This window comes from Singulisphaera rosea, assembly GCF_054877945.1.
On record NZ_JBTYIP020000025.1, the window covers coordinates 82,674 to 106,281 of the forward strand.

Genomic DNA, 23,608 nt, shown 5'->3' on the forward strand with positions numbered 1-23,608 from the left:
CGACGATCGGGGCCACTTCACGTGAACTTCCGGGAGAGATCGACCGATGCGGGACGGCGTTCGAGGGCCTAGCTTCGGCGTTTGCTTGGGCGTCCTGTTCATCGCGGCAAGCGTCGCGTTCGGGTCGACGGCCGAGGCCTACCAGGACGAGGGTGCTGAATCCAGGGGGCTGGGCGAGGTCGTCGTCAAGCGTTGCAAGTCAGCGACGGCGCTGGTCGAGTTGATCGGGCGCGGCACCGGGTCGGCGGCCTACATCTCGGCCGGAGGGTTCTTCGTCACCAACCAACACGTCGTCGCGACGAAGAAGCCCGGCGACAAGGTTCGACTCATCCTCGACCCGAGCCTGAAGACCGAACGAACCCTCGACGCCGTGCTCGTTAAGATCGACCCCGAAATCGATCTCGCGCTGCTCAAGGCAGACGCCCCCAAGGGCCTCGTCCCTCTGTCGATTGGTGCCGACGAGGCGCTCTTCGAGACGATGCCGATCACGGCCTTCGGTTTTCCGTTCGGCCGGATGCTCGCCGAAGGCGCAAAGCACCCCGCGGTGAGCGTCAACCGCGGTGCGATCGCGGCGTTGCGCAACAAGGACGGCGTGCTCTCGGCGCTCCAGATCGACGCCGCGGTGAACCCTGGCAATTCAGGGGGCCCTTTGGTCGACAACCGCGGCGAGATCGTCGGTATTGTCGTCCGTGGCCTCCCGGGGACACGAATCGGCTTCGCTATTCCCGCCGGTCGCCTCCGCGACTTCCTCGCCCGCCCTGCCTTGATCCTGCGCGTCCCCAGGATCGGATATGGTGATCGCGATCGGAAACTCCGATTCGAAATCGAGGCATACTCGTTCGACCGCAAGGGGCTCGACGACCTAACCATCGAGGCGGCCTTCTCGTCGACGGACGACGACCGCCGGACGTTTAAGGCCGACCGTCAGGACCAGGCTGATCGCTTTGCCTTCGAGGCAGAGCCCGCCCCGCCAGGCGTCGCCCCGCCCGATATGACCTTGGTGATCCACAAGGGTCGCGGCAAGGTCCAGGCCAGATTGCCCGAGGGCTCCCTCGCCTTCGGCTCTCGTGAACTGGCCTGGTCGCGGATCGCGTCTCTCGTGAAGGACGACAGAACATGGGTCGCGACGATGCTCGGAGGCGAGCGTCTTGCCGCCGAGGCCGAGAAGGTTTCCCTCCCGACCGTTACCTACGGCAGTGGGCGGTCGACCGCCCTATCGACCGCCGACCGGATCGAGGTCCGGGCCGCCAGAGAGACGAGGATGAGCATTACCTACGAACTGATCGCCAGCCGGGGCGGCAAAGAAATGCCGCCGATCGAGGGGGCCTTCGAGGTGGTCGACACCCCGTTACCCCTCGCCCCGAGCTACGACCGGCCAATCGGCCGCGACGAGATCGCCAGGCCGATCGTGATCGAGACGGTCTTGCGCAAGTCGATCAAATTCCAAGTCACACCGAAAGGGATCGGCCTTTTGCCCGCCGACGGGGAAGCGCCGGGCATGAACGATGATCGCGGTCGTTATCTGCTTGTCGATGGTCACCCTTGGTATCCCGATCTGTCACGATTCCGATCCCGGACCACTCAAGGGGAAGAGGTCGCCGAGTTGCCAATCGCCCTGGGAAGGCGAGTGACGCAGGTCCACGTCCTATCGGCAAGCGCCGGGGTAGGCAAGCCGCACGATAGCGGTCGGATCGCGTTCGACTCCCAGTCAGGGGGGGACAATCAACTTGCGACCGTAACAATCGGCAACAACGCCCCGGAGCCGACCCGGCTAGTCCTGGCGATCGCCTTCAACCCGATCCGAGAGATCGTCGCGGCGCTCCCCATTCGCAAGGAAACGGTGGCCGAATCACACTGGCCGCTCGACGATGCCGACCCGGCGAGCCTGGCCGACCTCGGCGAAGGGAAGCATGAAGGGCATCTCTCGTCGCCGAGGAGCGTCGAAGGGGGAATCATCGGCAACGCCCTCGACATGAACCGCGCGACCCTCGCTTGCCCCGGCGTACTCGATGGCGACCGCAGCGACCCGTTCACGATAGTCGGCTGGGTCGAGCGAGGTCCCGCGAGTCAAGGCGCCTTCTTTTCAAAAATGACTTATAACTACAAGGGCACCGATCTGAGCTTCCTCGATGGCGCCTTGCAAGCCCATATGATTTCGACCGACGATCAAAACGGGATGCGCGTCACCTCGCTCGAGCCACTCGAGGCCGGGAGTTGGCACCAGATCGCGGTGACTTACGACGGGTCGAGCCGCGCCGACGGGTTGAAGCTCTTTCAGGACGGCGGCCCCGCGACCACGCAGATCATCTATGACCGGCTCCACGGCTCGATTCGCAACGACGTCCCGTTCATGATCGGTAGTCGCGAGCGTCGCGACCATACCGTGGCCCGGATTGACGAGGCGCGGGCGTACAATCGGGCACTCTCGGCCGACGAGATCTTCGAGCTTTATGACCTCAATCGATCGGGGCTCGCTCCCAAACCCGGATCGCCCCTGAACGAAGGACTGACGGTATATTGGACCTTCGAGGGGTCGGGCGCCGAGCCATTCCGCGATCGGAGCGGCCAGGGGCACGACAGCCACCCGGTCGCCGACGAGGGGACTCCCACGATCGTCGTGAGCGAAGGGGGGCACGCGGCTCGGTTCACCGGCAACGGCTATCTCAACTGCGGCCCACTCGTCGACTTCGACCGCACCGACGCGTACTCGCTGGGCCTTTGGGTCAAGCCGCAAGGTTCTGGCTTCAACACCTTGCTCGCGACCAACGGCCCCCGGAGCCGGGGTTTCGACCTCGGCACCGAGGTCGGCTTCTTGACCCACCTCGCCCACGACGGCGACAACGCGATCCGCACCAGGACCCGATCGACCTACCCTAACGACACCTGGCATCACGTCGTCAGCACCTATGATGGTTCGTCATCGGCGCGTGGGGTCAAAATCTACGTCAACAGCGTCGAGACGCCCCACGACGACGGACCCGACGGCTTAACCGAAACGACGAAAACCGGCGGGCCCTTCGTCATCGGCTCCAGGATCGGCAGGGATCCGCTCACCGGGGAGTTGGACGACATCTTCGTCTACCGCCGGGCGCTAGGGCCCGACGAGGTGGCCGCCTGGTTCGCGAGGGGTCGCAGTGCCGACCTCTCGCTCACCCCAAACCTCAAAGCTGGACTTGCCGCCGCCTGGACGTTCGAAGGGCGTGGCGAGGCCGCGTTTCGCGACGCCAGCGGGGGACACCTGGCGAGGCCCGAGTTGTACGAGGGGCATTCGGTGATCGTCGCCGAAGGCCCGGGCCGCGTGGCGAGGATTCGCGGATTGGGTGGAATCGCCTGCGGATCGGCCGGCGATTTCGAGGCCAATGAGCCCTTCTCGGCCGGCGGCTGGTACAACTGGATGCCGTGGCGCAATGAGGTGTTCCTCTCAAAGATGTATCCGTCCGGTCCGCATCGGGGTTACGAGCTAAGCTACGACGGCGAACGCTTCGAGGTCCTCTTGATCCACGATTGGGACCGTGACCCGAAGATCGCTATCGACGTGCAGACCACGCCGAGCCATCTGACGGGCTGGCATCACATCTTCATGACCTATGACGGCAGTGCGAAGGCATCCGGCGTGAAGATCTACGTCGATGGCGAGCCGCAAGCCGATTTGCTCAAGCACATCGACAACCTGTCGCATTCGATTCGGGTCAGGCAGCCATTCGTGATCGGGTCGAGGCTCACGGGAACGACGATGCAAGGGCGAGCATCGCACGTCCGAGTGATCCCAAGGTTGCTGACCGACGACGAGGTCCGGGCGCTGTCCAAGCTCGACAAGCCCGATGGGTCATCCTGATCTGGGCTTCGTTCGACGACGGCGCTCCGGCGCCAACGATCGGGCAGCCGGGCGAAGTCCCTTGCGGCCATTCGCGCAAGCGAACGTCGATAGGTCCGCCTCGGTCGCTGCTGTCACCTACGGACACACGGACCGACACCTCAGCCAACCTGCGACAATGCGATTGGGCGCGAACGCCAAATCGTGAGCATAGTCCTGCAGCATGAGAGCACCGAGGTTCTAGCGGTCAGGGCTGGCACCAGTCTCGGGCGGCTTTAAACCAGGCTTCGAGGCTCGAGGGAGCGGGCTGGGAGATGGCGGCGGTGCGGAGGGCCTGGAGGTGGCGGCAGGGGCCTTTGCGGAGGCCGCCTCGGAAGTGGTGCGAGCAGTTGCATTTGCCCCGGAGCATCCGACCGTCGGCGTCGAGGAGGAGGGACACGGTCTGGTTGAAGACCTCGCCTTCGAGGATCCGGAGGCCGTCCGGCCTCGCCTGGTTCGAGGAGACGCGGACCTTGTGCTGGGCCACGAGTTGCTGGGCGGCGACGGTCTCGGGAGACTCGGGGCCGATCTGGTCGAGCGACAGGGAGACGGGCAAGAGCGACCGCCAGCGGTAGAGCCCGGCGTGGAGGTCGTGGATGATCTGGCCGAGGAGGGCGAGCCGATTCAGGCCGGCGGCGACGTAGGCCGGGGCCGCGCCGGTGCGCTGGCGGACCTGCTCGAAGGTCTGCGCGGGGGATTCTCGGAAGGACGCGGCGATGTCGCCGAGGAGCTCGTCGCTGGGGACGGCCGGAGGGGCGATCTGGTCGAGAGCCGAGCCTCCTGACCAGTCGTTGGCCGTCCAGCCCGAGAGCCCGAGGAGGAGCCGCATCTCGCCCATCCGGATCGACCAGAAGCTAGGAAGTCCCGACCCCAGCAGGTAGACCTCGGCCTCGTCCAAGAGGGGCAAGAGCCGGGCCAGGACATGGAGTCGATCGCGGCCCCAGACGCGGATCGTCTCGGACCTCGAGCCGTCGTAAGGCGTGGAGTGGAGGACGATCCGGCGCTCCCAGGGTTCCAGAACGATCGTCACGGGCTGGCCGGGTTCGAGCTCGAATCTGACTGCCCGAGGGCTTCGCGCCGCCCGGTGTCGCTTGAGGAAGGCGAGGATGCCATAGAGCCCCTCGCGACTGATCGAGACTCGCCGCATCGGCAGGCTCATCGCCGCCTGGAGCTGCATGAACCCGCGGAGCCAGCTCGGCGGGAGGTCGATCTTTTCTTCGCGATAGGCGGGGTCGTGCCCGGTCTTGACCTCGAAGCCCGAGGGGTCGACCAGGAACCGGGTCTCTCGATAACTCCGGAGCTTCTGGAAGTGCTCGTAGAGGGCCCACGAGTAGTCGACGTTCGTCGTCCCGAGGGCGGCGTCGCGCTCGTGCGCGAAGGCGTCGCGGTCGACGGTCAGGCAGCCGTAGCTGCTCTCATCGACGCTGAAGCACTCGAAGAAGAGGCACTCGGGCGCCACGGTGACCACGGGATCGCACGGGACGAGCATCCGCCAGAGCTGCGGGTCGTGGGTCATGAGGTAGTTCGAGTACTTCAGCCGGGCGTTCCAATAGAGCGTCCGCATGCCCTTGTAACGTTGTTCCAGCTCCCGAACTTCGGACTTCGAAAGGATCGGCAAAGACTCGTGGATCGACTTCCTCGCCTCGGCGGTGACGGCCTGGCGGAGCTCGGCATTGCGCCGTTTTTGTTCGGCGATGTAGGCTTCGTAGGCCGACCGGTCCTTGGGCTTGTAGCGGAGGTCGCTGACGACGACGTCGTGAAGGGCCGCGACGGCCTCGCGGAAGCGGAGGGGGTGGCGGAGCGTGCCGTCGAAGGCGACGCGGTCGCGTCGGAGATTCGGGGCGAGGGAGATGGCCAGGCCGGAGGGCCCGGAGACGACCGCGCTTTGGCCGCGATAGGCCAGGGTCAGGTTCATGCGCCCTTGCTCCTCCGCCTTCGAGCACGATCCGACCACGGGGGCGGCCAGGCCGCCCCGACTTCGAGGCGACGACCAAGGTCGTTCACGATGGTCCCCGAGGCCTTCTCTCGTGGAGGACCACGTCGACTCAGTCCCGCGAGAGAAGGCCTCGGGGACCAAAAGAACAACGGCCTTGGGGACGCAATCTCCGGGGCGAGGTCGACCGCGGCGGAACGCCGCAGCAAGGTAGTCTCGGGTAGCGACCTGGCCGCCCCCGGGGTCGGATCCAACGGAATACTCTCACATCCTCACATTGTCTTGCAACGCTTCGGCCGCGATGGGCCAGGGTCCGCTTCCTGCGTACTGGCACCTCCGCCTTCGCGCATGATCCGACCACGGGGGCGGCCAGGCCGCCCCGACTTCGAGGCGACGACCAAGGTCGTTCACGATGGCCCACGGCGATGGTTGTCGCGGAGGACCACGTCGACTCAGGCCCGCGACAACCATCGCCGTGGGCCAAAAGAACAACGGCCTTGGGGACGCAATCTCCGGGGCGAGGTCGACCGCGGCGGAACGCCGCAGCAAGGTAGTCTCGGGTAGCGACCTGGCCGCCCCCGGGGTCGGATCCAACGGATGCTCTCACATCCTCACGCCCATTGCAACTCCGGGAAGGACGCCCGGACCAGGCTCGCCGCCTCGGGCCCTCGCCCCGCGAGCCGGACGACCGCCGAGAGGCCCGCCCGCCACTCCGTCCCTCGAGTCGACCGCAGGGCGACCGCCAGGAGCGGCAGGAGGCTCGGAGCGTCCTTCGGCCTCGCCTCGATCCGGCGTACCAACTGGTCGACGACCTTGGGCTTGGCCCGGCTCCCTCGCCGGACGTTCAGGAGAACCGACGCCCAAAGTGAGCGGAGAAGCTCCGGGTCGAGCCCCACACGCACTGTCGCACCGTCACCGCGGGCCGCCTCGCGGCGCTCGAGCTCGGCGACCAGGGCGAGTTGGATGTCGTCATAAGGAGACTCGAGCAGACGATGCCAGAGCTCGACATCGTCTCTCGTCCTCGAGTCTTCGAGGAACCATCGCCACCCCTCGGCGCGAACGTCCCCATGTCGGCTGTCGAGATACTCGAGGGCCCACTCGGGGCGGAACTCGGGTGACACGCTCAAGGCCCCTCGCGCCCACGCGACGATCTCGCTCCGGAGCGGCTCGGCCTCGGCCTCCACCAGCCCGAGCAGCAGCCGGCACTCATCCGCGTCCACCGGGGGCCGGGTGCGAAGCCAATTGAGGCCGAGCTTCGCAACAGGTAGGGGACGACTCGCCGCGAGCCGGACGATCGTCGCATAGTCGAGCCGATCGCGCCGGAGGTTCCGGTGCATCAATTCGGCCACGAGCTCCAGGGCGTCGGGGTTGACCGTCGCCAGGAGGGTCAGCCAACGTTCCGGCGCGAGCTCACCGAACCCCGGCAATTCTCGGAGCGCATCCGACGCAAGGGCAACGACCTCGGAGTCCTCGTGCGAAAGCAGGGCGAGCCAGTCCTCGAGCCCCACGACGGGTGCGACCGCGGGGGCGTAGCGCCGCATCATCACCGAGGCCCAGCGGCGCACCGTCCGGCTCCGCCCTTCGAGGAGGAGGCGGAACAGGCTCCGGGGGGCGGCGGCCCAGAGGGGCTCGAAGATCGGCGCGACCTGGATCTCCCCAACGGCCCGGCCCTCCGCCGGTACCCACCCCGTCACCTTGGCGACGATCGTCGCGCTCCCGTGGAAGAGGATGTGAACCAGTCCCCAGTTGTCCAGGAGCGCGAGCCCGTCGGCGACATCCGCGTCATCGTATCGCAGCAAGGCCTCGGAGACGGCGGCAACATATCGCTCGGGAGACTGCTTGCCGAGTCTTCGGAAATACCGCCAGGCACGGCGGCGGAGGTAGTGGCGGGTGTGGATCGAGAAGAGCCGGAATCGCCCGAGCTTTTCGCGAATCGCGTCCGTGAGTTGCGCCTCAACCCGATATTCCCTCGGGTCAAGATTGAGCCGATAAACCCAGTCGGGACGGGTCCGTCGGCCGGCTGCCCAATTGTCGTACCGTTCGAGCGCCTTGCCTCGGGGCATCGTCGTGAAGCGAGGGAGCCGAATGACCGGCTCGGTCCAGGTCCCCCAGATGTGGAAGATCCCGCCACGAGCCACCCAGGTGTTGACCTGTTGGAACCCTTGGGCCTGCCAGTCGGCCGCGAGTGCCATGGCCTGGTCTCGTCCCTTCACCTCACGCCGTTCCTGGTGGCGCTTCCGCCCCCAGATCCGCCGAATCGATCGGTCGAAGAGGACGAGGAATCGGGCCATGACCTGGTCGTCGCCGGACGCCTCGGCGAGCTTGAACAGGCGTTTGACCAGGCCTTCATGGCGATAGGCGTTCAGGGGGCGGTCGAGATACTCGAGCAGGAGTCGACGCGACGCCGATCGCCGGTCGGTATACCAACGCTCGGCGAACGCGGCCAGCGCATCGCCGTCGCTGACCCGGCGGATCTCGTCCACGAACGTGGGGTCGCCGCGCTGGAGCAGCTCCTGGACCACGAGCCAATGTCCCGAGCCCGGACCTTGTGCCATGGAGTCACCCCCGACTCGACGATCGTCCTGCCGAGCAAACCCGCTCGACGTCGCAGAGCCTATCCGAGTCCGGGTACGCGCCGCCAGCCTGTTGCCGGGGCGAGGTCGTCGCAGGTGTCCGGGTCGATTGCCGCGGCGGCGATCCGCAAGCTGGCTTCGAGCCGAGGTCCCGGCCTTGAGAAGAACGCGGAGCCGTCGACCAAGACCACCCTCCCGGAGCGCACCGCGGAGAGTCGCGTCCACTCCGGACGAGCCTTGAGCCCGGCCCACTCGATCTCGGAACGTTCGAGGGTGAACCCGCACGGCGAGAGCACGATGACCTCGGGATCGGCCGCGGCGACCTCGTCCCAGGACAGCCGGCGCGATCGTTCCCCGGCGACGCCGAGGACGTCGGTCCCGCCGGCCAGCGAGACGAGCTCGGGGTTCCAGTGTCCGGCGGAGAAGGGGGGGTCGAACCATTCGAGCACGAGCACTCGAGGCCGAGGCTTGTCCCGTCGCCAACGCGTGATCTTCGCGGCCGTCTCCTGGAACTCGGCGATGAGCGCCTCGGCCATCTCGGGGGCACCGCAGAGCTTGCCCACGTGGCGGAACATCGCGTGGACCCCCGCCAGGTCGGTCGGATTGACGCTCTCGACCCGAGGCTGGCCGGGCAAGGCCGCGGCGACCTGCCGTACCGTCATCTCGTTGACGGCGCAGACGTCGCATTGCTCCTGGGTCAGGATCAGGTCGGGCTTGAGCGAGGCGAGCCAATCGCCGTCGAGGTCGTAGAGGCTCCCCCCTTGCTCGGTGACCATGGCGTCGATCTTGCCACTCGACGCCGACGTCGGGATCCGACTACGCGTCAGTTGGGGCAATCCCTCGATGCCCGGCGGGAAGTCGCACTCGTGCGTCACCCCCACGAGCTCAGACCGACAACCCAGGTCACAGACGAGTTCCGTCAAGGACGGGAGCAGGCTGACGATACGCATTCCGTGACGAGCCCCTTCATCCGGGGAAAAGCCTCGAGACGTCGAGGACGACCTGTGGGAACGCCAAGGGACGGGCCTCCTGCCCAGGGCGGAGGACCTCGAGACTATGATAGGACAAAGCCTGGGGATTGCGCCGGACTTCGAGGCTGCGGCCCGGCAGATTCACGAGCCAGTATTCCCGACTCCCGGCCGCTGCATAAAGCCTGGCCTTTTCGCCCCGATCTTTCTCGAGGCTGCTGTCGGCGACCTCGATCACGAGGAAGACGTCTTCGGGTGTTGGGCGTCGGGACGAATAGTCATTCCGACGCAACCACGCCACATCCGGCTGCGGGGCACTATCGAGGAGGGGGATGCCGAACGACCCCTGCACGCGGACCCAGGCGGCGCCTCGGGGGAGTGACTCGAAGCTCCACTCCGTCAACCGGTCGACGGCCGAGTCGTGGGGAGGGCCGATCGGGCTCATGGGGGAGATCTCGCCGTGAATCAATTCGACGCGATGGTCTTCTCGGGGTAAGAAGATGCCCTGGCGGATCATCTCGTCGAATTGCCCCAGGGTGATCCGAGTCGTTGTGCTCATGCCTCCCCCATCGACCACGCTCAGAATCCAATCCCGAAACCTGTTATTTTCTTAAAAAACGGGTTTCTGCAGGAGTGAATGACGGCATCCCGGGACGGGTTACCAACGTCGAGTGCGTCAGAAACCCGTTTTTTAAGAAAAAACAGGTTTCGGGGCTGGCACACGCTCTTACCTGCCCCGCCCGATCACTTCGGGGGATGCACGTCGGTCGTCGGCCCGACCGACACAAGCGTCATCGGCAGGAGCGGCCAGCGGTCGAGGACCCGGCGCAGGTCGTCGAGGGTGACGCGGGAGAAGGCCTCGAGCTCATCGGCGACCGAGAGGTATTCGCGTCGGTAGGTCCAGTGGAACCCGAGCGAGGCGAGCCGGCCCATCGGCCGCTCGCTCCGGAGGACGGAGCGGGCGAGGACCTTGTTCTTCGCCTGGGTCAGCTCTTCCTCGGTAATCCCTTCGCCCATGGCCTCGCGGAAGACCTCGGCGACCCGCTCGAGGTTCTCCTGGGTGTAGTCCGGCTCGCAGCTCAGGAAGGTGAAGAAGGCCCCCGCCTGGTTGTAGTCCTGGTACGAGACGTCGACGCCGTCGGCGTAGCCGGGGTCGATCAGCGTCCAGTACAGGCGCGACCCGGTGTGGTCGCCGAGGACGGTCGCGAGGAGCTGCGCGGCGTAGCGGTCGGCGCTCTCGAGCGGCGGGCCGTCGGCGACCCCGATGACGGTCTGCTGCTGGTCGTCGGCGCGGAGCAACGCCTGGAACGAGCCCGTCCCCTTCGGCGCCACGGCCTGCCGGGTCGCATCCTCGCCCTGCCAGTCCGAGCAATGGGCCTTGGCCAGCTCGACGACGTGGTCCCAGTCGGTCTTGCCCGCGAATGCGAGGACGATGTTCGACGGGCTATACCGTCGGGCGAAGTACTCGCGCATCTTCTCGACGCGGAGCGCCGTGATGGACTCGACCGTGCCGAGGATGCTCTGGCCGAGCGGGTGCGGGCCGAAGTGGGCGGCCTTGGCCGCCTCGTAGGCGACCGACATCGGATTATCCAGATACATTCGAATTTCTTCGATGATGACCTGTTTCTCGGTGTCGAAGTCGGCCTCGGCGAGCGTCGGGCGGAGGATGTCGGAGAGGACCTCGAACGCCTTGGGGAGGTACTCCGGCAGGCACGTGAAGTGGTAGAACGTGTCCTCTTCCGAGGTCTGCGCGTTGTGCTTGGCCCCGACGCGGTCGAAGTCGCGGTTGACCGCCAGGGCGTCGCGCCTCGGGGTCCCCTTGAAGATCATGTGCTCGAGGAAGTGCGAGACCCCCGCCACCTCCGCCGCCTCGTCCCGGCTCCCCGCCTTGACGAAGAACCCCGACGCGACCGAGTGCGCCCGGTCATTGAGCTCGGCGATGACCTGCAGGCCATTGTCCAGGACCGTCTGGTGGAAGCGCATCTCAGGGATATCCTCAAGCAAGGGTGCGGGGAACGAAATCGGTATTCACCACATAGGCACAAAGACACAAAGGAACAAAAATATTTTATTTATTCAGAAATCATCCAATTCTTCCCTTTGTGTCTTTGTGCCTTAGTGGTGAAGGAAATCCCCTGATCGACCTCACGCCGACGGGAACGTCAAGGCATTCGGGCCGAGGGTCAGGATGGTCATGTCGCGGGCGCCCTGGGTGGCGGCGTAGCTGCTGACGGACTCGGGGGTCAGGGCGTCGAGGGCCGAGGAGATCTCGTCGATGGAGCGGACGCGGCCGAGGTGGAACCAGTCGGAGGCGAGGGAGGAGGAGCGGCTCATGCTCGACTCCTGGGCCATGATGAGCGAGCTCTTCAGGCCGGCCCGCATGGTCTCGAGCTCCTCGAGTTCCACGCCCGCCTTGGCCAATCGCTCGATCTCGGCGAGCGTGACGTCCAGGGTCTGCTGGGCGCGGTCGGCGGAGGTCCCCGCGTAGCAGAGGATCGCCGCGCGGTCGAGCTGGCTCTCGTAACTGGCGTACACCGAGTAGCAGAGCCCGCGCTTCTCGCGGACCTCGGTGAAGAGTCGCGCCGAGGAGTACCCGCCAAGGATCGCCGCGGCGGCCCGGGCGCGGTAGTAGTCGGGGTTGGAGACCGTGGCGGAGGGATAAGCCAGGGCGATCTGGATCTGCTGCGTCTCGCGGAGGATGTGGTCGCGTGCCGGGCCGGTCGGGCGTTCGACGACGGTCGGCGCCGGTCGGGATTCCCAGCCCTCGAACAGTTGGCCGACCGTGTCGCGCAAGGAGGGCCAGTCGATCGCCCCGGCGACGCCGAGGATCGCGCCGTTCGGCCGGTAGGCGGCCTGCCGGAAGGCGCGGAGGTCGTCGGGGGTCAGGGCCGTCAGGCCTTCGGGAGTGCCGGGCGACGGGCGTCCCCAGGGGTCGGGGAAATGGCGGCGACGGAGCTCGTAGATGACCTTGGTCCCGGGGTCGTCCTCCAGACTCCGCAAGTTCTGGAGCGCCAGGGCGCGGATCGGCTCGACCTCTTCGTCATCGAGGCGGGGCCGGAGCACGACGTCGGCGAAGATCTCGAGCGCCGGGACGAGGTTGCGGCCCAGAGTCGCGGCGGCGAGGCTGGTGTGGAGCGTCTGGGCGCTCTCGCCGTGGCTGACTCCGAGGTTGTCCAGGGCCGAGAGGAGCTCTCGGCTGTCGCGGTCGCCGGCGCCTCGGGTGATCCACTCCGAGAGCATCGTCGCGGCCCCCGCGCGGTCGGCGGCCTCGTACGCCGCCCCGGCGGGCAGGAGCAGCGTGAACGCCGCCGACTGGACGCCGGGCATCGACTCGGCGACCAGCACCAGGCCGTTCGGATACTCGTGTTGGGCGATCAGCGGGGCGTCGGGCACGGGGACCTCGGGGCAGCTAGGGGCCGGTAGTCGGGGGCCGTTTTGGAATCCCTATCCATAACCGAGATTGGGATCGAGATCGAGATGAAGCTTCCTGAACGGTCGGCTTCGGACCGGCAGGCATCCGGCCCGATCGCTCAAAACCTGTCTCAAATCCCGATTCTTCAAAAAAAGCGGGTCGGCCCATGCGGCGAGATCGATGCCGAAGTCATCCCATAGGGTGGGCATAGCCCACCTGTCTTTACCGGGTGACGATCAAGGGGAGGAACGTCATCGACGCTCTCCGGGCGCAATTTGATGCCTGTTGACGTCTACCGGGCCTCCCGAAATGCTGGTGGGCAGTGCCCTCCCTGCCAGGAGCTCAGTACCGACTTCGCACGACGAGCCAACCGGTTTCAAGAAAAAACGGGTTGCGAGTCAGAAGGCTCAGCCGTCTACCGCCTTGTAAAGCGTCTTGGCGCGTCGGAATCCGACGTCGCGGTAGAGCCGGACGGCGCCCGAGTTCTCGGCGGTGACCTCGAGGTAGGCCCGGCGTAGTCCCGCTCGGTAGAATCCGGCGAGGGCCTGCCGGACCAGGGCCCGACCAAGGCCGAAGCCGCGATAGTCGGGGAGGACGCCGAGATTCTGGATTGCGCCGATCGGCCCCCGATCCATGACCCCCTGGACGGTGCCGACGTAGCCCTCGGGCCCCCCGATGAGCCAGGTCGCCGCCGAGAGGAACCCCGGCTTGCGTCGGATCTCGCGCATCAGGCGCTGGCATCCGTGTCGGTCGCCCAGGCAAGGGAAGACACACGCGTCGATCTCACCGCGGAAGCTCAGGTATTTGACCTCGGCGTGCTGATCGACGAGCGACTCCTCCCAAGAGATCCAGGCAAATCTCGGCGGCAGCTCGGCCGGGGCCGGCGCGCCGTCGAGATCGATCTCCATCCGGAACCGCTTGTAATACGTGATCGCCATCGCGTCTGATACGGTTCGAAGGCGGCCCGCTCCGGACATTCTTATCGCCGGAGCCCTTCGACCCATTCTAAGAGAGGTTTCGCCCCTCGGTCAACGCTCCAAACCGGCAGGATTCTCCATTGCCCGCCTCAACCAGGCCATCGGCACCGGCCTGGTCCGCGATTTTGTCACAGTCCCGAAGTGTTTACGTACTGCCTCTCATGGGGTTGGCGGCTTGCCGGACGGACCGCTCCTCGGCTCCGGCGAAGGCTCACGTCTTGGCGGATCCCTCCCGATTCGACCGAGACCTCGCGCGGGAGTGTGCCGGTCGCGTCCCTTCTGTCGCTAATTCCTTTTCGACAACGGGATTCTTGGCGTAGGGTCGATTTAGAAATGGGCGTCCCAAGGTGTGCCCACGGTCGGGGTATTTCCTTGAAATTCAACGTCATCCACGGCGGGAGAAATCCCCAGGGGCGACGTCGTCCCCCTTGCGAAATCCCCGCGATCGACCTCGCCCTGGCGCCCCGTGTATGCCGACTAAACCATCGTGGTCGACGCACAATCTCGCCCACCCCTTGTAACCCATGGATCCGATGAACGAAAGCAAAGATATATGCGATCGTTGCGGCGAATCGGTCACGGACGAGCCGTCGCTTATTCTTATCGAATCCGGGCCACTCCACGCCGATCGGCCTCGATTAAGCATCTGTGCGCAATGTGGCGAGTCCTACCAGCGCTGGGTCGACAGGCGTAAAGAAGGCTCCTCGCGAAAAAGCCGTAAATCGAAATCAAGCCACTCGAGTAGTCGCAGTCAAAAGAGCAGCGACACGGGCTACCTCAACGCCAACGATGTGAAAGCACTCCAGGACAGGGTCCGCGCCCTCATCGCCCTGTCGGTGGCGTTGGGCGTCGTCCTGATCATTGTCATCATCGTCTGGGCCCTGTCGATGTGACGGAGGCCCGTCCCCTCACCGAGTCCGGAGCCTCAACGGCCGGGTCTCTGGACCGACCACCTCGACGACGATACGGCGGCCGCGTCAGGCGGGTCCGCCGGGTGGCGTCCCGAGGGGCACGCCTCGGGACGGTGTCGGATTCTCGTCGGTCACGCCAGGGGACTCGCCGAGGGGGTTGCGTTCGACGAGTCGGGGGAGGACGCCCCCCGATCGGGCCTGGCGATCAGCATCGGGATGTCCAGGCCGTGTCGGACCTTGTCCACGGTCTGGCCATAAAGAAGGTCGCGGATGAGTCCGTGGCCGTGCGACCCGACGACGAGCAGGTCGACGGGATCGCGCCTGAGTTGCCGGACGAGTTGCCCGGCCCGGTCGGGCCCGTAGAGCAAGACCGATCGCGCGGGGTATCCCATCGCGACGAGCGCCGCCACGACCTCGTCGAGGTAGCGGCTGTCGGCCCCCGTCTCGCGATCGGCGGTCTCGTCGCCGTAGAGTTGGGTCATCGGCGTGTCGACCACGTGGAGCAGGACCAGCGTGGTCTCCCCGGACCTCGCCAGGCTGAGGGCCCGGTTGAGGATCTCGCCGTCACCATGGTCGTGCTCGAGGGCCACGCCGATCGTCGAGATCGTCCGGGGGCGGAGCATGTCGTTCCAGTCGAGCTCGACGCTCGGCGCGGGGGTCCACGGCGGGGCGGGGCGGAACCAGGGCTTCAAGGTCACCCAGAACAGGAGCCCCGCGACCGCACCAGTCAGTCCGTAGAGCGAACCCGCCACGAGCCAGGAGACGGGGATCGGCCCGAGCGCCAATCCCGACCCCTGCGACATCGCCACCCACTCGCCGATCTTGTCGAAGACGAGCTTGCCGTTGAGCGCGACGATGATCGCCGCCGAGATCCAGGCCAAAGCCTGGACCCACCGAGGCGACGCGAGCGTCCCCATGTTCTTCCGGTTCGAGGTGAAGTGGATCAGCGGGATCACCGCGAACGAGAGCTGCAAGCTCAGGATCACCTGGCTCAAGACCAGCAGCTCCTGCGTCGCCCCGTCGCCGACGAAGTAGATGACCAGGACCGCCGGGACGAGTGCGATCGAACGGGTCGCCAGGCGGCGGAGCCAGGGGGCGATTTTCAGGTGGAGGTAGCCCTCCATCACAATCTGCCCCGCGAGCGTGCCGGTCAGCGTGGAGCTCTGGCCCGCGCACAGCAGGGCGATCCCGAACAGCACCGGCGCCGCCGATCCGAGAACCGCGGGGAGGAGCCGATGCGCCTCCTCGATGCTCGCGACCGCGACCCCCCTGCGGTTGAACACCGCCGCGCTCAGCACCAGGATCGCCGCGTTCACGAAGAAGGCCGCGTTCAGCGCAATCACCGAGTCGATGAGGTTGTAACGGCACGCCCTCGCCTTGCTCGCGAGGTCGCCGCCGATCCGTCGCGACTGCACCAGCGCCGAATGCAAATATAAGTTGTGCGGCATCACGGTTGCGCCAAGGATGCCGATCGCCACGAACAGGGCCCCGGGCGGCAGGCTCGGCCGGAACCCGTGGAGGATCCCGACGACGTCCGGCTTCGCCATGAAGATCTGGAGCAGGAAGCACCCCCCGATCGTCGCCACCAGCGCGAGGATCATCGCCTCCATCGTCCGCATCCCCCAGCGCTGGAGCCAGAGGAGCACGAACGTGTCGAACGCGGTGACCAGGCACCCCCAGAGCAGGGGCATGCCGAACAGCAGCTTCAGCGCGATGATCGTCCCGAGCACCTCGGCCAGGTCGGTCGCGGCGATCGCGACCTCGGCGAGCAGCCAGAGCACCGCGTTGACCCCGCGCGAGTACTCGGCGCGACACCCCTGCGCCAGATCATGCCCCGTCACCACTCCCAGTCTCGCCGAGAGCGACTGGAGGAGGACCGCCATGAGATTCGACATCAACAGGACCCAGACGAGGGCGTAGCCGAAGCGGGCGCCCCCCTCCAGATCCGTGGCCCAATTCCCCGGATCCATGTAGCCCACGCTCACGAGGTAGGCCGGGCCCATGAACGCGAAGAGCCGCTTCAACGGATTACTCTGCGTCACCGAGACCGATCGATGGACCTCCTCGAGCGATCGCCGCCCCCCGCCAACCTCGATCTCCGATGACATGAGCCTCAATCCTTCCCGGGCCGAATCCCATCCCCGTCGCACGGTTCCGGAGGAATGACTCCTCCCGTCTCTTCGCAACGCTCGCTCGTCGAAACCATCTTATTCCCCATTTGGAACCACCGCAATTCTTTTTCGACCGGATATTCATCACAATTTAGGACGACCAAAAATTGGCAAGATTCCGTCGATATCAAAGGGATCGGCACACGACCTGCATTGTAGAATGCTCGGGAGCGGAGACGTCCTGTCGAGTCTCCGCAAGGATTGGCGTGTCATCGATGGATTCTGGAAGTCGAGGAGAACTTATGCGTCATTCACTGCTCGGATTGCTGCTCGCCGGCGGGATGTTCCTGGGGACGACGTCGGACGCGAAGGCCCAGATCGGGATCTCGGTCGGCCAACCGTTGGGCATGGGCCTTGGGCTGGGGGCCCCGTACTCGAGCTACTCGATGTACTCGTCGTACTACGGTTCGCCGCTGGTCGGGACGAGCTACAGCTCGGGTTACACGGGGATGGTCGGCCCGGCCGCGGTCGGGTACTCGCCGGCCTATGTAGGACCGGGGGCCTATGGGATCGGCTACGCCCCGAGGTATTATGGCCCGGCGGTTTACAGCCCGGCGGTTTATGCCCCGGCCTACGGCTATCCGGCCGCCGTGATCCGCCCCCGAGGCTATTGGGCCGGTCGCCGCGGCCTGCGGGGCTGGTGAGGTACCGCCGCTCGCCAACGCATGCAGACATGACGGGGGAATGATGGTTCCCCCGTCTTTCCATTCACCCTTCGATTGACCACAGGGAGGAAGCCATGCGTCGCATTGTCGGGCCGTTGTTCGCGGGGTTGTTCTTCGTCGGGATCACATCCGCGCAGGCCCAGGTGTCGATCAACTCGTTCGGCGGCTTCCCGGCCGGCATCACGACCGGGTCGACCTACGGCGTGTATCCCGGGGGATACCAGGTCGCTCCCTCGGTCACAACCATGGCCCCTGGATATGCCCCGAGGCCCGGGACCATGTACTATCCTTCGGGCTTCTATGGCGCGGTCCCCGGCACCCCGACTTACAACCCGAACTATTACAACGCGGCCCTCGGCGGGACCACGTACGCCGCGCCGAGATACTATGGCGCGGTCCCCGGCACCATGACCTATCGCCCGAACTACTACGGCGCGGTCCCCGGTACGACCATGTATGCCAATGGTGTCAATTACTCCTCCCAGAACGCCGCCGCCTACGGCTATGGGCCGGCCCTGAACGCGAGCCGAGGCATCGGCGTCGGTTCCGCCGGTGGCTACGGGACGACCGGGTATTCTCCGTCCGGCTATCTCGGCTCCGCTCCCATGACGTCCGCCCCCACGTTGTCGATGCCGAGTTTCGGCCACCGGCCTTGAGCGTCGTCCACGCTCGACCATTCGACGACGGTTGCGACGGGCGGGGCGAGAAGCGAAAGCTTCCCGCTCCGCCTTTTTCTTGGCAAGTCGCGAGCGCCGGCCGGAACGTGCCGTAGAATGAATATCGTCGAGCGCAACACGGCGAGGGAGCACCCTTGCCAGGTCCGATCACCGGGAGAGAGGTCATGCGTCCACGACTTTGGGTAGCGATCGTCGGTACCGTCTTGGCGCTCGCGCCCGCGTCGGCTCGTGCGCAGGCCGTAGTAGCCAGCGTGGGGACGCCGTATCGCATGAACGGTTACCTCGCGGCACCGGGTCAATACGGGATGAGCTACGGATCCGCCAGCTTCGGGATGCCGCGGACTTACTCCGAATTCTCGTCCCCCTACGGCGCGGGCTACGGTTACGGCTACGCCCCCTACGGCCTGCTGCCGGGACGTTACGGGGTCGGCCTCTGGCGTCAGGGATTCGTCGCGCCCGGCTATGCCTACGGCGCGTCGTACTACAACACGTTCGCCTTGCCGGGTGTCGGAGGGACCTTGCCCCCGGTCGGCTTGTATGCCCCGAGCTTCGGGCCGCCGAGCTTCTACGGCTGGTAACGTACCGGGCCGTCGTTCGAAGCGCACAATCACGAGGGCCGGCGTGCCAAGGCCAAGGTCACGCCCGGCCCTTTCTGTTTCGGGAGTAGGAGCCTCGAGGCCCCGGCAGCTCGCAAGGCCGCCGGCTCGGCCACGGCCGCGATCCCGATCTTGCTGCGGACGCGGTCGCTCGGCGACTCGATCCCAGGGAAGCCGTCGAGTTGCTCGGGGGGGAACGCGACGAGCGGGACACCTCGACCCGAGGCGAAGGCGAGCAGCCCCGGTTCGTCGACCTTGAGGGTCACGGTCGCGACGGCCGCCAGGCTGTTGACCGCAAACCCTCGAGCGGCGAAGACCTCGTCGACCCAACCGGCGATGGTGGAGACGTCCACCCCTCGGCGGCATCCGATGCCCGCGACGAGCGTCGGTGGACGATAGACGAGGGTCGAGTCCTCGGGGAGAGCTTCGGGGATGCTCCGATCGCTGATGACGAGCGTGGCCGAGGGTTGGAGCAGCTCGAGCTCGGCCCAGGATCGGAGCCTGAAGAAGTGGTCGGGCCAGGGTCCGAAGCGACGCCACCACTCGGTCGAGCCGGCATCTTGCCAGACGGCCACGGGCTCTCGACGGACGACCGCCGCGGACACTCGGGTCAGGTTCTGGGTGCGCTCGAGGGTCCAGCCGAATTCGCGGCCGATCTGGTCGACGGCGGGAAGCCGTTGCGACTCGCTGGCGGTGGTGATGACCGGGACGGCCCCGAGGATCCCGGCGACCGAGTCGGCAAGTTCGTTGGCCCCGCCCCCATGCCCCCCCAGGACGCTGATGGCGAACCGACCGGCGTCGTCGACCACGACCACGGCCGGGTCGCGACGCTTGTCGACGGCGAGCGGGCCGGCAAGTCGCACGACGATCCCCAGGGCCATCACGGCGACGATCGCGTCGTGACCCTCCCAGATAGTCGGGAAGGCCAGGCGGAGCGGACCGAGCCAGCCCGAGATCCCAGGTTCCTGAGTCTCGAAACAGGAACCAGGCGTCCGATCCGCCGGAGCACTCTCCGAGTCGGCGGGCCCTCCGCAAGAGCCCACAACACAGGAGGGGCCGAAGATGGCGATCTCGCCGGGCCGGGCGTCGCGGAGCCGACGGGCCAGGGCGAGTCCGCTCGTGGAGAGGACCAATACGGCGATCTTCATGCGATTGACGGCCCCACCGAGCGTCTCTTACAGTTGAGGGCAGGGGGCCAGGGCCCGGCTCGGACCTCAAACCCGGTCGTCGAAGAAGCACGGTCATCGTACAGAGGATCTCGTCGGATGTCATTTCCCTCGCTGGCGCGTGTCCGCCAATCGATCCCCCAGCCTCGCCTCGCCGACGTCCCCGGGACCGTCCGCCGCCTGATCCTGGAGAGCCGGCTCAAGGAGCGGGTCAAGCCGGGCGGGTCGATCGCGGTCGGGGTCGGCAGCCGGGGGATCACGGTGATTCCGACGGTCGCCAAGGCCGCCGTCGACGCCCTCAAGGAGATGGGCTTCAAGCCGTTCATCGTCGCGGCGATGGGCAGCCACGGCGGCGCCACGCCTGAAGGCCAGCGCGAGCTCCTGGCCGGCTACGGCGTCACGCCCGAGGCCATGGGCGTCGAAGTCCGCACCGACATGGACACCGTCGTCGTCGGCACCAGCCCGATCGGCCTGCCGATCTACTTCGACAAGAACGCCTATGAAGCCGACGGCATCGTCCTGCTGAACCGGGTCAAGCCGCACACCGACTTCCACGCGACCTTCGAGTCGGGCGTCCTGAAGATGATGGTCATCGGCCTGGGCAAGCGCCAGGGGGCCGAGCAGGTCCACAAGCTCGGGCTCCGGGGGATGAAGGAGGTCCTGCCGGCCGTCGGCCGCCACCTCATCCAGAACACCAAGTTCGCCCTCGGCCTGGCGATCCTCGAGAACGCCGACGACGTCCCCGCCGAGATCGTCCCCGTCGACCCCGACACGATCCTCGAGGTCGAGCCGGGCCTCCTCAACCGCGCACGAGAGTTGATGGCCCGCCTGCCGTTCGACCAGATCGACGTCCTGGTCATCGGCGAGCTCGGCAAGAACTACTCTGGCGCGGGGATCGACCCCAACGTCACCGGCCGCCTCATGATCGAGACCCAGAACGACTTCGAACGCCCCGTCGTCACGAGGATGGCGGTGCTCGACGTCTCGGAAGAGTCGCACGGCAACATCGTCGGCGTCGGCTTCGCCGACCTGACTACGGAGCGACTCGTCTCGAAGCTCGACATCGACGCGTTCCGGATCAACGTCCTGACCTCGTGCTGCCTCGAGCGGGCCCGGATCCCGATCACGCTGCCCACCGACCGCGACGTGTTCGACTCGGCCCTCCAGACCTGCTGGCGGATCGAGCCCTCGCAGGCCCGCCTCGTCGTCATCCCGAACACGCTCGAGCTGAGCACCTTGTGGGTCTCCCCCGCGCTCGCCGACGAGGTCAAGGCCCACCCCCACCTCGAGCTCGAGACCGACTTCGCCCCGATCCCATTCTCGAGCGACGGATTCCTCGACCAAGAGTCCCTCTTCCCCGACAGCGTCCGCGGCCGACGCGCCAAGGGCGCCGCCTACGCCGGTCATTGATCGATCAGGGATGAAGACAATCGATCCACAGATGACGCAGATGAACGCAGATGGGGAATTCTTAAAATATAAGAATTCGAGTTTTCTATTTGCGTTCATCTGCGCCATCTGTGGATAAATCCTCTTTTTCAACCACTCCGATGACATCACGATATCGGATCCTGGCGCTCGACGTGGACGGGACGCTCCTCGATCGCGAGGGGACGTTGCGTCCGAGCACCGTCGAGGCGGTTGCGCGGGCCGAGCGGGCGGGGATCCGGCCGGTGCTCTGCACGGGGAGACGCTACCGCCGGGCGAGGCCGATCGCGGAGCAGCTCGGTCTCGACGCCCCGCTCGTGTGCAACTCGGGGGCGATCGTCAAGGACCCCGCCGACCACCGCACGCTCTGGCGCGCCGACTTCGGCGCCGATCTCCTCGCCGAGATCCTCGACCTGTTCCGCATCCACGACGAGCCGGCCGTCTCCTTCACGGACCGCTCCCCAGACGAGCTCGACTTCCTCGTCTCGGTCGAATCGACGGGCCGCTCACACTTCGACGACTACCTCGCCAAGAACCGTCCCCACGCGCACGTCGACCCCGGCTGGGCCGACCGGATCGAAGGCGGCGTCCACTACCACATCACCGCCATCGGCACCAAACCGGCGATGCTCGCGTTTCAGAAAGCCGTGGAAGGCCGACTCCCCGGCCGGGTCCAGACCTTCGTCCAGCGGAGCCCGAAGTACTCCGGGACGATGTGCGAGGTCCTCCGGCACGACGCCAGCAAGTGGTCGGCCCTCCTCCACCTGGCCGAACTTTGGGGCGTCGACCCGGCCGAGATCTGCGCCGTCGGCGACGACATGAACGACCTCCCGATGATCGCCGGGGCTGGCCTCGGCGTCGCCATGGGCCACGCCCCCGCCGAAGTCCTCGACATCGCCGACCACGTCACCGGCGACCACGACAACGACGGCGTCGCCATGCTCGTCGATCGGCTCCTGGCCGAATAGGCCCGGGTTCGTCCTCGAACTCCACGAGAGCGAGAGGATGGAGCCCACCATGATGGTTGCAACCAGACTCAAGGGGACGAACAATCGAAGGAGATAGTCGCGCCCCTGGAGTCGCCGACATGTCCCGGCCATCGACGACCGATACGACGATTCTCGTCCTGGGCGTGGCGATCCTGCTCGCCGCCACTCATCAATCGGACACGAATGAGTGGCTGGCGCTGCTCTGGATCTGGGTGCTCCACTTGATCCCCGCCGTGATCCTCTCCGCCCCCATCGTGTACTTCGCCGGCAATCACGTTCGTTGGAATGCCGTGGATTTGATGGTCTTCCTGCTCCCGTTCAGCCTCTGGTCCGTCCTGATGTTCTCGACTGCCTCCTCAGGAAAGAGCCTGGGGAATCTCATCGAGCCAGTCCTGTTCACCCCGGCGATTCCGCTCGCCGCGGCGATCCGCGAGTTCATGGGACCTCGCGACGACGAAAAGGTGTGGACGACGGTCCTGCTCGCCTTCGTCTGCCTCGCCGCAGTCGGCGTCCTCCTCGGGACGCCCCCACTGCCGGAATAAGAGACACGCCCAGCGCCAATCGGCCCCACAGGATTGCCCCAGTGTTTGCAAGATCCCCGATTCGGAAGAGGAGTGCGGAAAGACTCTCACAGGCCTCGAGAGAATTATCCCAATAGAAGAGTTACACTTATTGATTAATTTATTTTACATTTCAAACTCTTCAACCCAAGAGTCGTGAGGATCGAAGGATTCCACAAAGACATCGGACGGGTCCGGCCGGCCCGGGTACATCGCGACGATCATCGTAACCAGGTAGAGGGAATACAGGCTGGCGAGGATGACGCGATCACCTGGAGCTGCAAAGGCTCCTCCAGGCATCAGATCCGAAAGGATGAAAAAGCAATCCGTGAGGACGAGAGGAAGGACGCCCAGGCAGAACACGCCGAGCTGTAAGAGCTTGATCCGATGTGAGCAATGGTTGGCATTGATATGCCGCTTGCCCGCCCGAAAACGGATGAGCAAGGCGACGATCGGCAGGATGATGGCGGTCAGCTCAATCGCCCCGCGTCGGCCGGGAAACAGCGACTTGACGCCCATCGGGATGAGCATGATGCAGGCGGGCAGGGCAGCGTCCCAGGTCAGGACCCTCAACGCCCAGCCGCGAAAATCCACACGAAGGCTCATCCTTCAAATCCGGGCCGCCTTGGGGCCCTCGACACAAGCTTACTAATCAGGCCTGTGGTGAAGCGAGGGTATTGTCTCGTGCCATTCTGATCCCGTCCGGGGAGGAGCGAGCCCCAAGGCTAA

General features: G+C 66.0%; 18 protein-coding genes. 8 read left to right on the forward strand and 10 right to left on the reverse strand.

Annotation, left to right across the window (positions count from 1 at the left end; translation table 11 throughout):
- Nucleotides 1–46 precede the first annotated feature (46 nt).
- Nucleotides 47–3,835 carry a LamG-like jellyroll fold domain-containing protein gene (locus tag ACYOEI_RS30860; RefSeq protein WP_462853578.1) on the forward strand — a complete coding sequence of 1,263 codons (3,789 nt, stop codon included), beginning with the start codon at nt 47–49 and terminating at the stop codon, nt 3,833–3,835.
- 226 nt (nt 3,836–4,061) lie between these two features.
- Here the strand turns inward: ACYOEI_RS30860 and ACYOEI_RS30865 are convergent, their stop codons facing one another.
- From ACYOEI_RS30865 to ACYOEI_RS30895, 7 genes are all read right to left on the reverse strand, one after another.
- Nucleotides 4,062–5,768 (reverse strand): hypothetical protein, encoded by a 1,707-nt coding sequence (locus ACYOEI_RS30865; protein WP_462853580.1) that lies wholly within the window; start codon nt 5,766–5,768, stop codon nt 4,062–4,064.
- Nucleotides 5,769–6,397: 629 nt separating this feature from the next.
- On the reverse strand, nt 6,398–8,341 hold the full coding sequence (locus ACYOEI_RS30870) for a hypothetical protein (protein WP_462853582.1): 1,944 nt from the start codon (nt 8,339–8,341) through the stop codon (nt 6,398–6,400).
- Nucleotides 8,342–8,400: 59 nt separating this feature from the next.
- Nucleotides 8,401–9,309 (reverse strand): cobalamin-binding protein, encoded by a 909-nt coding sequence (locus tag ACYOEI_RS30875; RefSeq protein WP_462853583.1) that lies wholly within the window; start codon nt 9,307–9,309, stop codon nt 8,401–8,403.
- Between the two features lie 16 nt (nt 9,310–9,325).
- Nucleotides 9,326–9,886, reverse strand: a complete 561-nt coding sequence (locus tag ACYOEI_RS30880; RefSeq protein ID WP_462853585.1) for a Uma2 family endonuclease — start codon at nt 9,884–9,886, stop codon at nt 9,326–9,328.
- Between the two features lie 185 nt (nt 9,887–10,071).
- Nucleotides 10,072–11,310, reverse strand: a complete 1,239-nt coding sequence (locus tag ACYOEI_RS30885; protein ID WP_462853587.1) for a M16 family metallopeptidase — start codon at nt 11,308–11,310, stop codon at nt 10,072–10,074.
- Between the two features lie 162 nt (nt 11,311–11,472).
- A complete protein-coding gene (locus ACYOEI_RS30890) occupies nt 11,473–12,720 on the reverse strand; it encodes a M16 family metallopeptidase (RefSeq protein ID WP_462853589.1) in 1,248 nt (415 codons plus the stop codon).
- 426 nt (nt 12,721–13,146) lie between these two features.
- On the reverse strand, nt 13,147–13,677 hold the full coding sequence (locus tag ACYOEI_RS30895) for a GNAT family N-acetyltransferase (protein ID WP_462853591.1): 531 nt from the start codon (nt 13,675–13,677) through the stop codon (nt 13,147–13,149).
- Nucleotides 13,678–14,249: 572 nt separating this feature from the next.
- Here ACYOEI_RS30895 and ACYOEI_RS30900 point away from each other — a divergent pair.
- Entirely contained in the window at nt 14,250–14,609 is a 360-nt protein-coding gene (locus ACYOEI_RS30900; RefSeq protein ID WP_462853592.1) for a hypothetical protein, read from the forward strand.
- Nucleotides 14,610–14,758: 149 nt separating this feature from the next.
- Here the strand turns inward: ACYOEI_RS30900 and ACYOEI_RS30905 are convergent, their stop codons facing one another.
- Nucleotides 14,759–16,735 (reverse strand): Nramp family divalent metal transporter, encoded by a 1,977-nt coding sequence (locus tag ACYOEI_RS30905; RefSeq protein WP_462853593.1) that lies wholly within the window; start codon nt 16,733–16,735, stop codon nt 14,759–14,761.
- A 305-nt stretch (nt 16,736–17,040) separates the two neighbouring features.
- Between ACYOEI_RS30905 and ACYOEI_RS30910 the strand changes: the two genes are divergently transcribed.
- The 3 genes from ACYOEI_RS30910 (at nt 17,041) to ACYOEI_RS30920 (ending at nt 18,718) form a co-directional block, all read left to right on the forward strand.
- Nucleotides 17,041–17,442, forward strand: coding sequence for a hypothetical protein (locus ACYOEI_RS30910; protein WP_462853595.1), 402 nt, complete (start codon nt 17,041–17,043; stop codon nt 17,440–17,442).
- Between the two features lie 95 nt (nt 17,443–17,537).
- Nucleotides 17,538–18,119 carry a hypothetical protein gene (locus tag ACYOEI_RS30915; RefSeq protein ID WP_462853596.1) on the forward strand — a complete coding sequence of 194 codons (582 nt, stop codon included), beginning with the start codon at nt 17,538–17,540 and terminating at the stop codon, nt 18,117–18,119.
- A gap of 185 nt (nt 18,120–18,304) precedes the next feature.
- Nucleotides 18,305–18,718 (forward strand): hypothetical protein, encoded by a 414-nt coding sequence (locus ACYOEI_RS30920; RefSeq protein ID WP_462853597.1) that lies wholly within the window; start codon nt 18,305–18,307, stop codon nt 18,716–18,718.
- A 29-nt stretch (nt 18,719–18,747) separates the two neighbouring features.
- Here the strand turns inward: ACYOEI_RS30920 and ACYOEI_RS30925 are convergent, their stop codons facing one another.
- On the reverse strand, nt 18,748–19,884 hold the full coding sequence (locus tag ACYOEI_RS30925) for a cobalt-precorrin 5A hydrolase (RefSeq protein ID WP_462853598.1): 1,137 nt from the start codon (nt 19,882–19,884) through the stop codon (nt 18,748–18,750).
- Nucleotides 19,885–20,001: 117 nt separating this feature from the next.
- On the opposite strand from ACYOEI_RS30925, the gene ACYOEI_RS30930 reads away from it, so the two are divergent.
- From ACYOEI_RS30930 to ACYOEI_RS30940, 3 genes are all read left to right on the forward strand, one after another.
- Nucleotides 20,002–21,312 (forward strand): nickel pincer cofactor-dependent isomerase, group 22, encoded by a 1,311-nt coding sequence (locus tag ACYOEI_RS30930; protein ID WP_462853600.1) that lies wholly within the window; start codon nt 20,002–20,004, stop codon nt 21,310–21,312.
- A gap of 140 nt (nt 21,313–21,452) precedes the next feature.
- A complete protein-coding gene (locus tag ACYOEI_RS30935) occupies nt 21,453–22,298 on the forward strand; it encodes an HAD family hydrolase (protein WP_462853602.1) in 846 nt (281 codons plus the stop codon).
- A 119-nt stretch (nt 22,299–22,417) separates the two neighbouring features.
- Nucleotides 22,418–22,861 (forward strand): hypothetical protein, encoded by a 444-nt coding sequence (locus ACYOEI_RS30940; protein WP_462853604.1) that lies wholly within the window; start codon nt 22,418–22,420, stop codon nt 22,859–22,861.
- A gap of 144 nt (nt 22,862–23,005) precedes the next feature.
- On the opposite strand, the gene ACYOEI_RS30945 is transcribed toward ACYOEI_RS30940, so the two are convergent.
- Nucleotides 23,006–23,485 (reverse strand): hypothetical protein, encoded by a 480-nt coding sequence (locus ACYOEI_RS30945; RefSeq protein WP_462853605.1) that lies wholly within the window; start codon nt 23,483–23,485, stop codon nt 23,006–23,008.
- Nucleotides 23,486–23,608 lie beyond the last annotated feature (123 nt).

Coding starts and splice junctions, on each gene's coding strand:
- ACYOEI_RS30935 (WP_462853602.1), top strand. CDS start 21,453: ATGACATCACGATATCGGATCCTGGCGCTCGACGTGGACGGGACGCTC.
- ACYOEI_RS30925 (WP_462853598.1), bottom strand. CDS start 19,884: ATGAAGATCGCCGTATTGGTCCTCTCCACGAGCGGACTCGCCCTGGCC.
- ACYOEI_RS30905 (WP_462853593.1), bottom strand. CDS start 16,735: ATGTCATCGGAGATCGAGGTTGGCGGGGGGCGGCGATCGCTCGAGGAG.
- ACYOEI_RS30880 (WP_462853585.1), bottom strand. CDS start 9,886: ATGAGCACAACGACTCGGATCACCCTGGGGCAATTCGACGAGATGATC.
- ACYOEI_RS30860 (WP_462853578.1), top strand. CDS start 47: ATGCGGGACGGCGTTCGAGGGCCTAGCTTCGGCGTTTGCTTGGGCGTC.
- ACYOEI_RS30895 (WP_462853591.1), bottom strand. CDS start 13,677: ATGGCGATCACGTATTACAAGCGGTTCCGGATGGAGATCGATCTCGAC.
- ACYOEI_RS30870 (WP_462853582.1), bottom strand. CDS start 8,341: ATGGCACAAGGTCCGGGCTCGGGACATTGGCTCGTGGTCCAGGAGCTG.
- ACYOEI_RS30920 (WP_462853597.1), top strand. CDS start 18,305: ATGCGTCCACGACTTTGGGTAGCGATCGTCGGTACCGTCTTGGCGCTC.
- ACYOEI_RS30915 (WP_462853596.1), top strand. CDS start 17,538: ATGCGTCGCATTGTCGGGCCGTTGTTCGCGGGGTTGTTCTTCGTCGGG.
- ACYOEI_RS30940 (WP_462853604.1), top strand. CDS start 22,418: ATGTCCCGGCCATCGACGACCGATACGACGATTCTCGTCCTGGGCGTG.
- ACYOEI_RS30885 (WP_462853587.1), bottom strand. CDS start 11,310: ATGCGCTTCCACCAGACGGTCCTGGACAATGGCCTGCAGGTCATCGCC.
- ACYOEI_RS30900 (WP_462853592.1), top strand. CDS start 14,250: ATGAACGAAAGCAAAGATATATGCGATCGTTGCGGCGAATCGGTCACG.
- ACYOEI_RS30865 (WP_462853580.1), bottom strand. CDS start 5,768: ATGAACCTGACCCTGGCCTATCGCGGCCAAAGCGCGGTCGTCTCCGGG.
- ACYOEI_RS30930 (WP_462853600.1), top strand. CDS start 20,002: ATGTCATTTCCCTCGCTGGCGCGTGTCCGCCAATCGATCCCCCAGCCT.
- ACYOEI_RS30910 (WP_462853595.1), top strand. CDS start 17,041: ATGCGTCATTCACTGCTCGGATTGCTGCTCGCCGGCGGGATGTTCCTG.
- ACYOEI_RS30875 (WP_462853583.1), bottom strand. CDS start 9,309: ATGCGTATCGTCAGCCTGCTCCCGTCCTTGACGGAACTCGTCTGTGAC.
- ACYOEI_RS30945 (WP_462853605.1), bottom strand. CDS start 23,485: ATGAGCCTTCGTGTGGATTTTCGCGGCTGGGCGTTGAGGGTCCTGACC.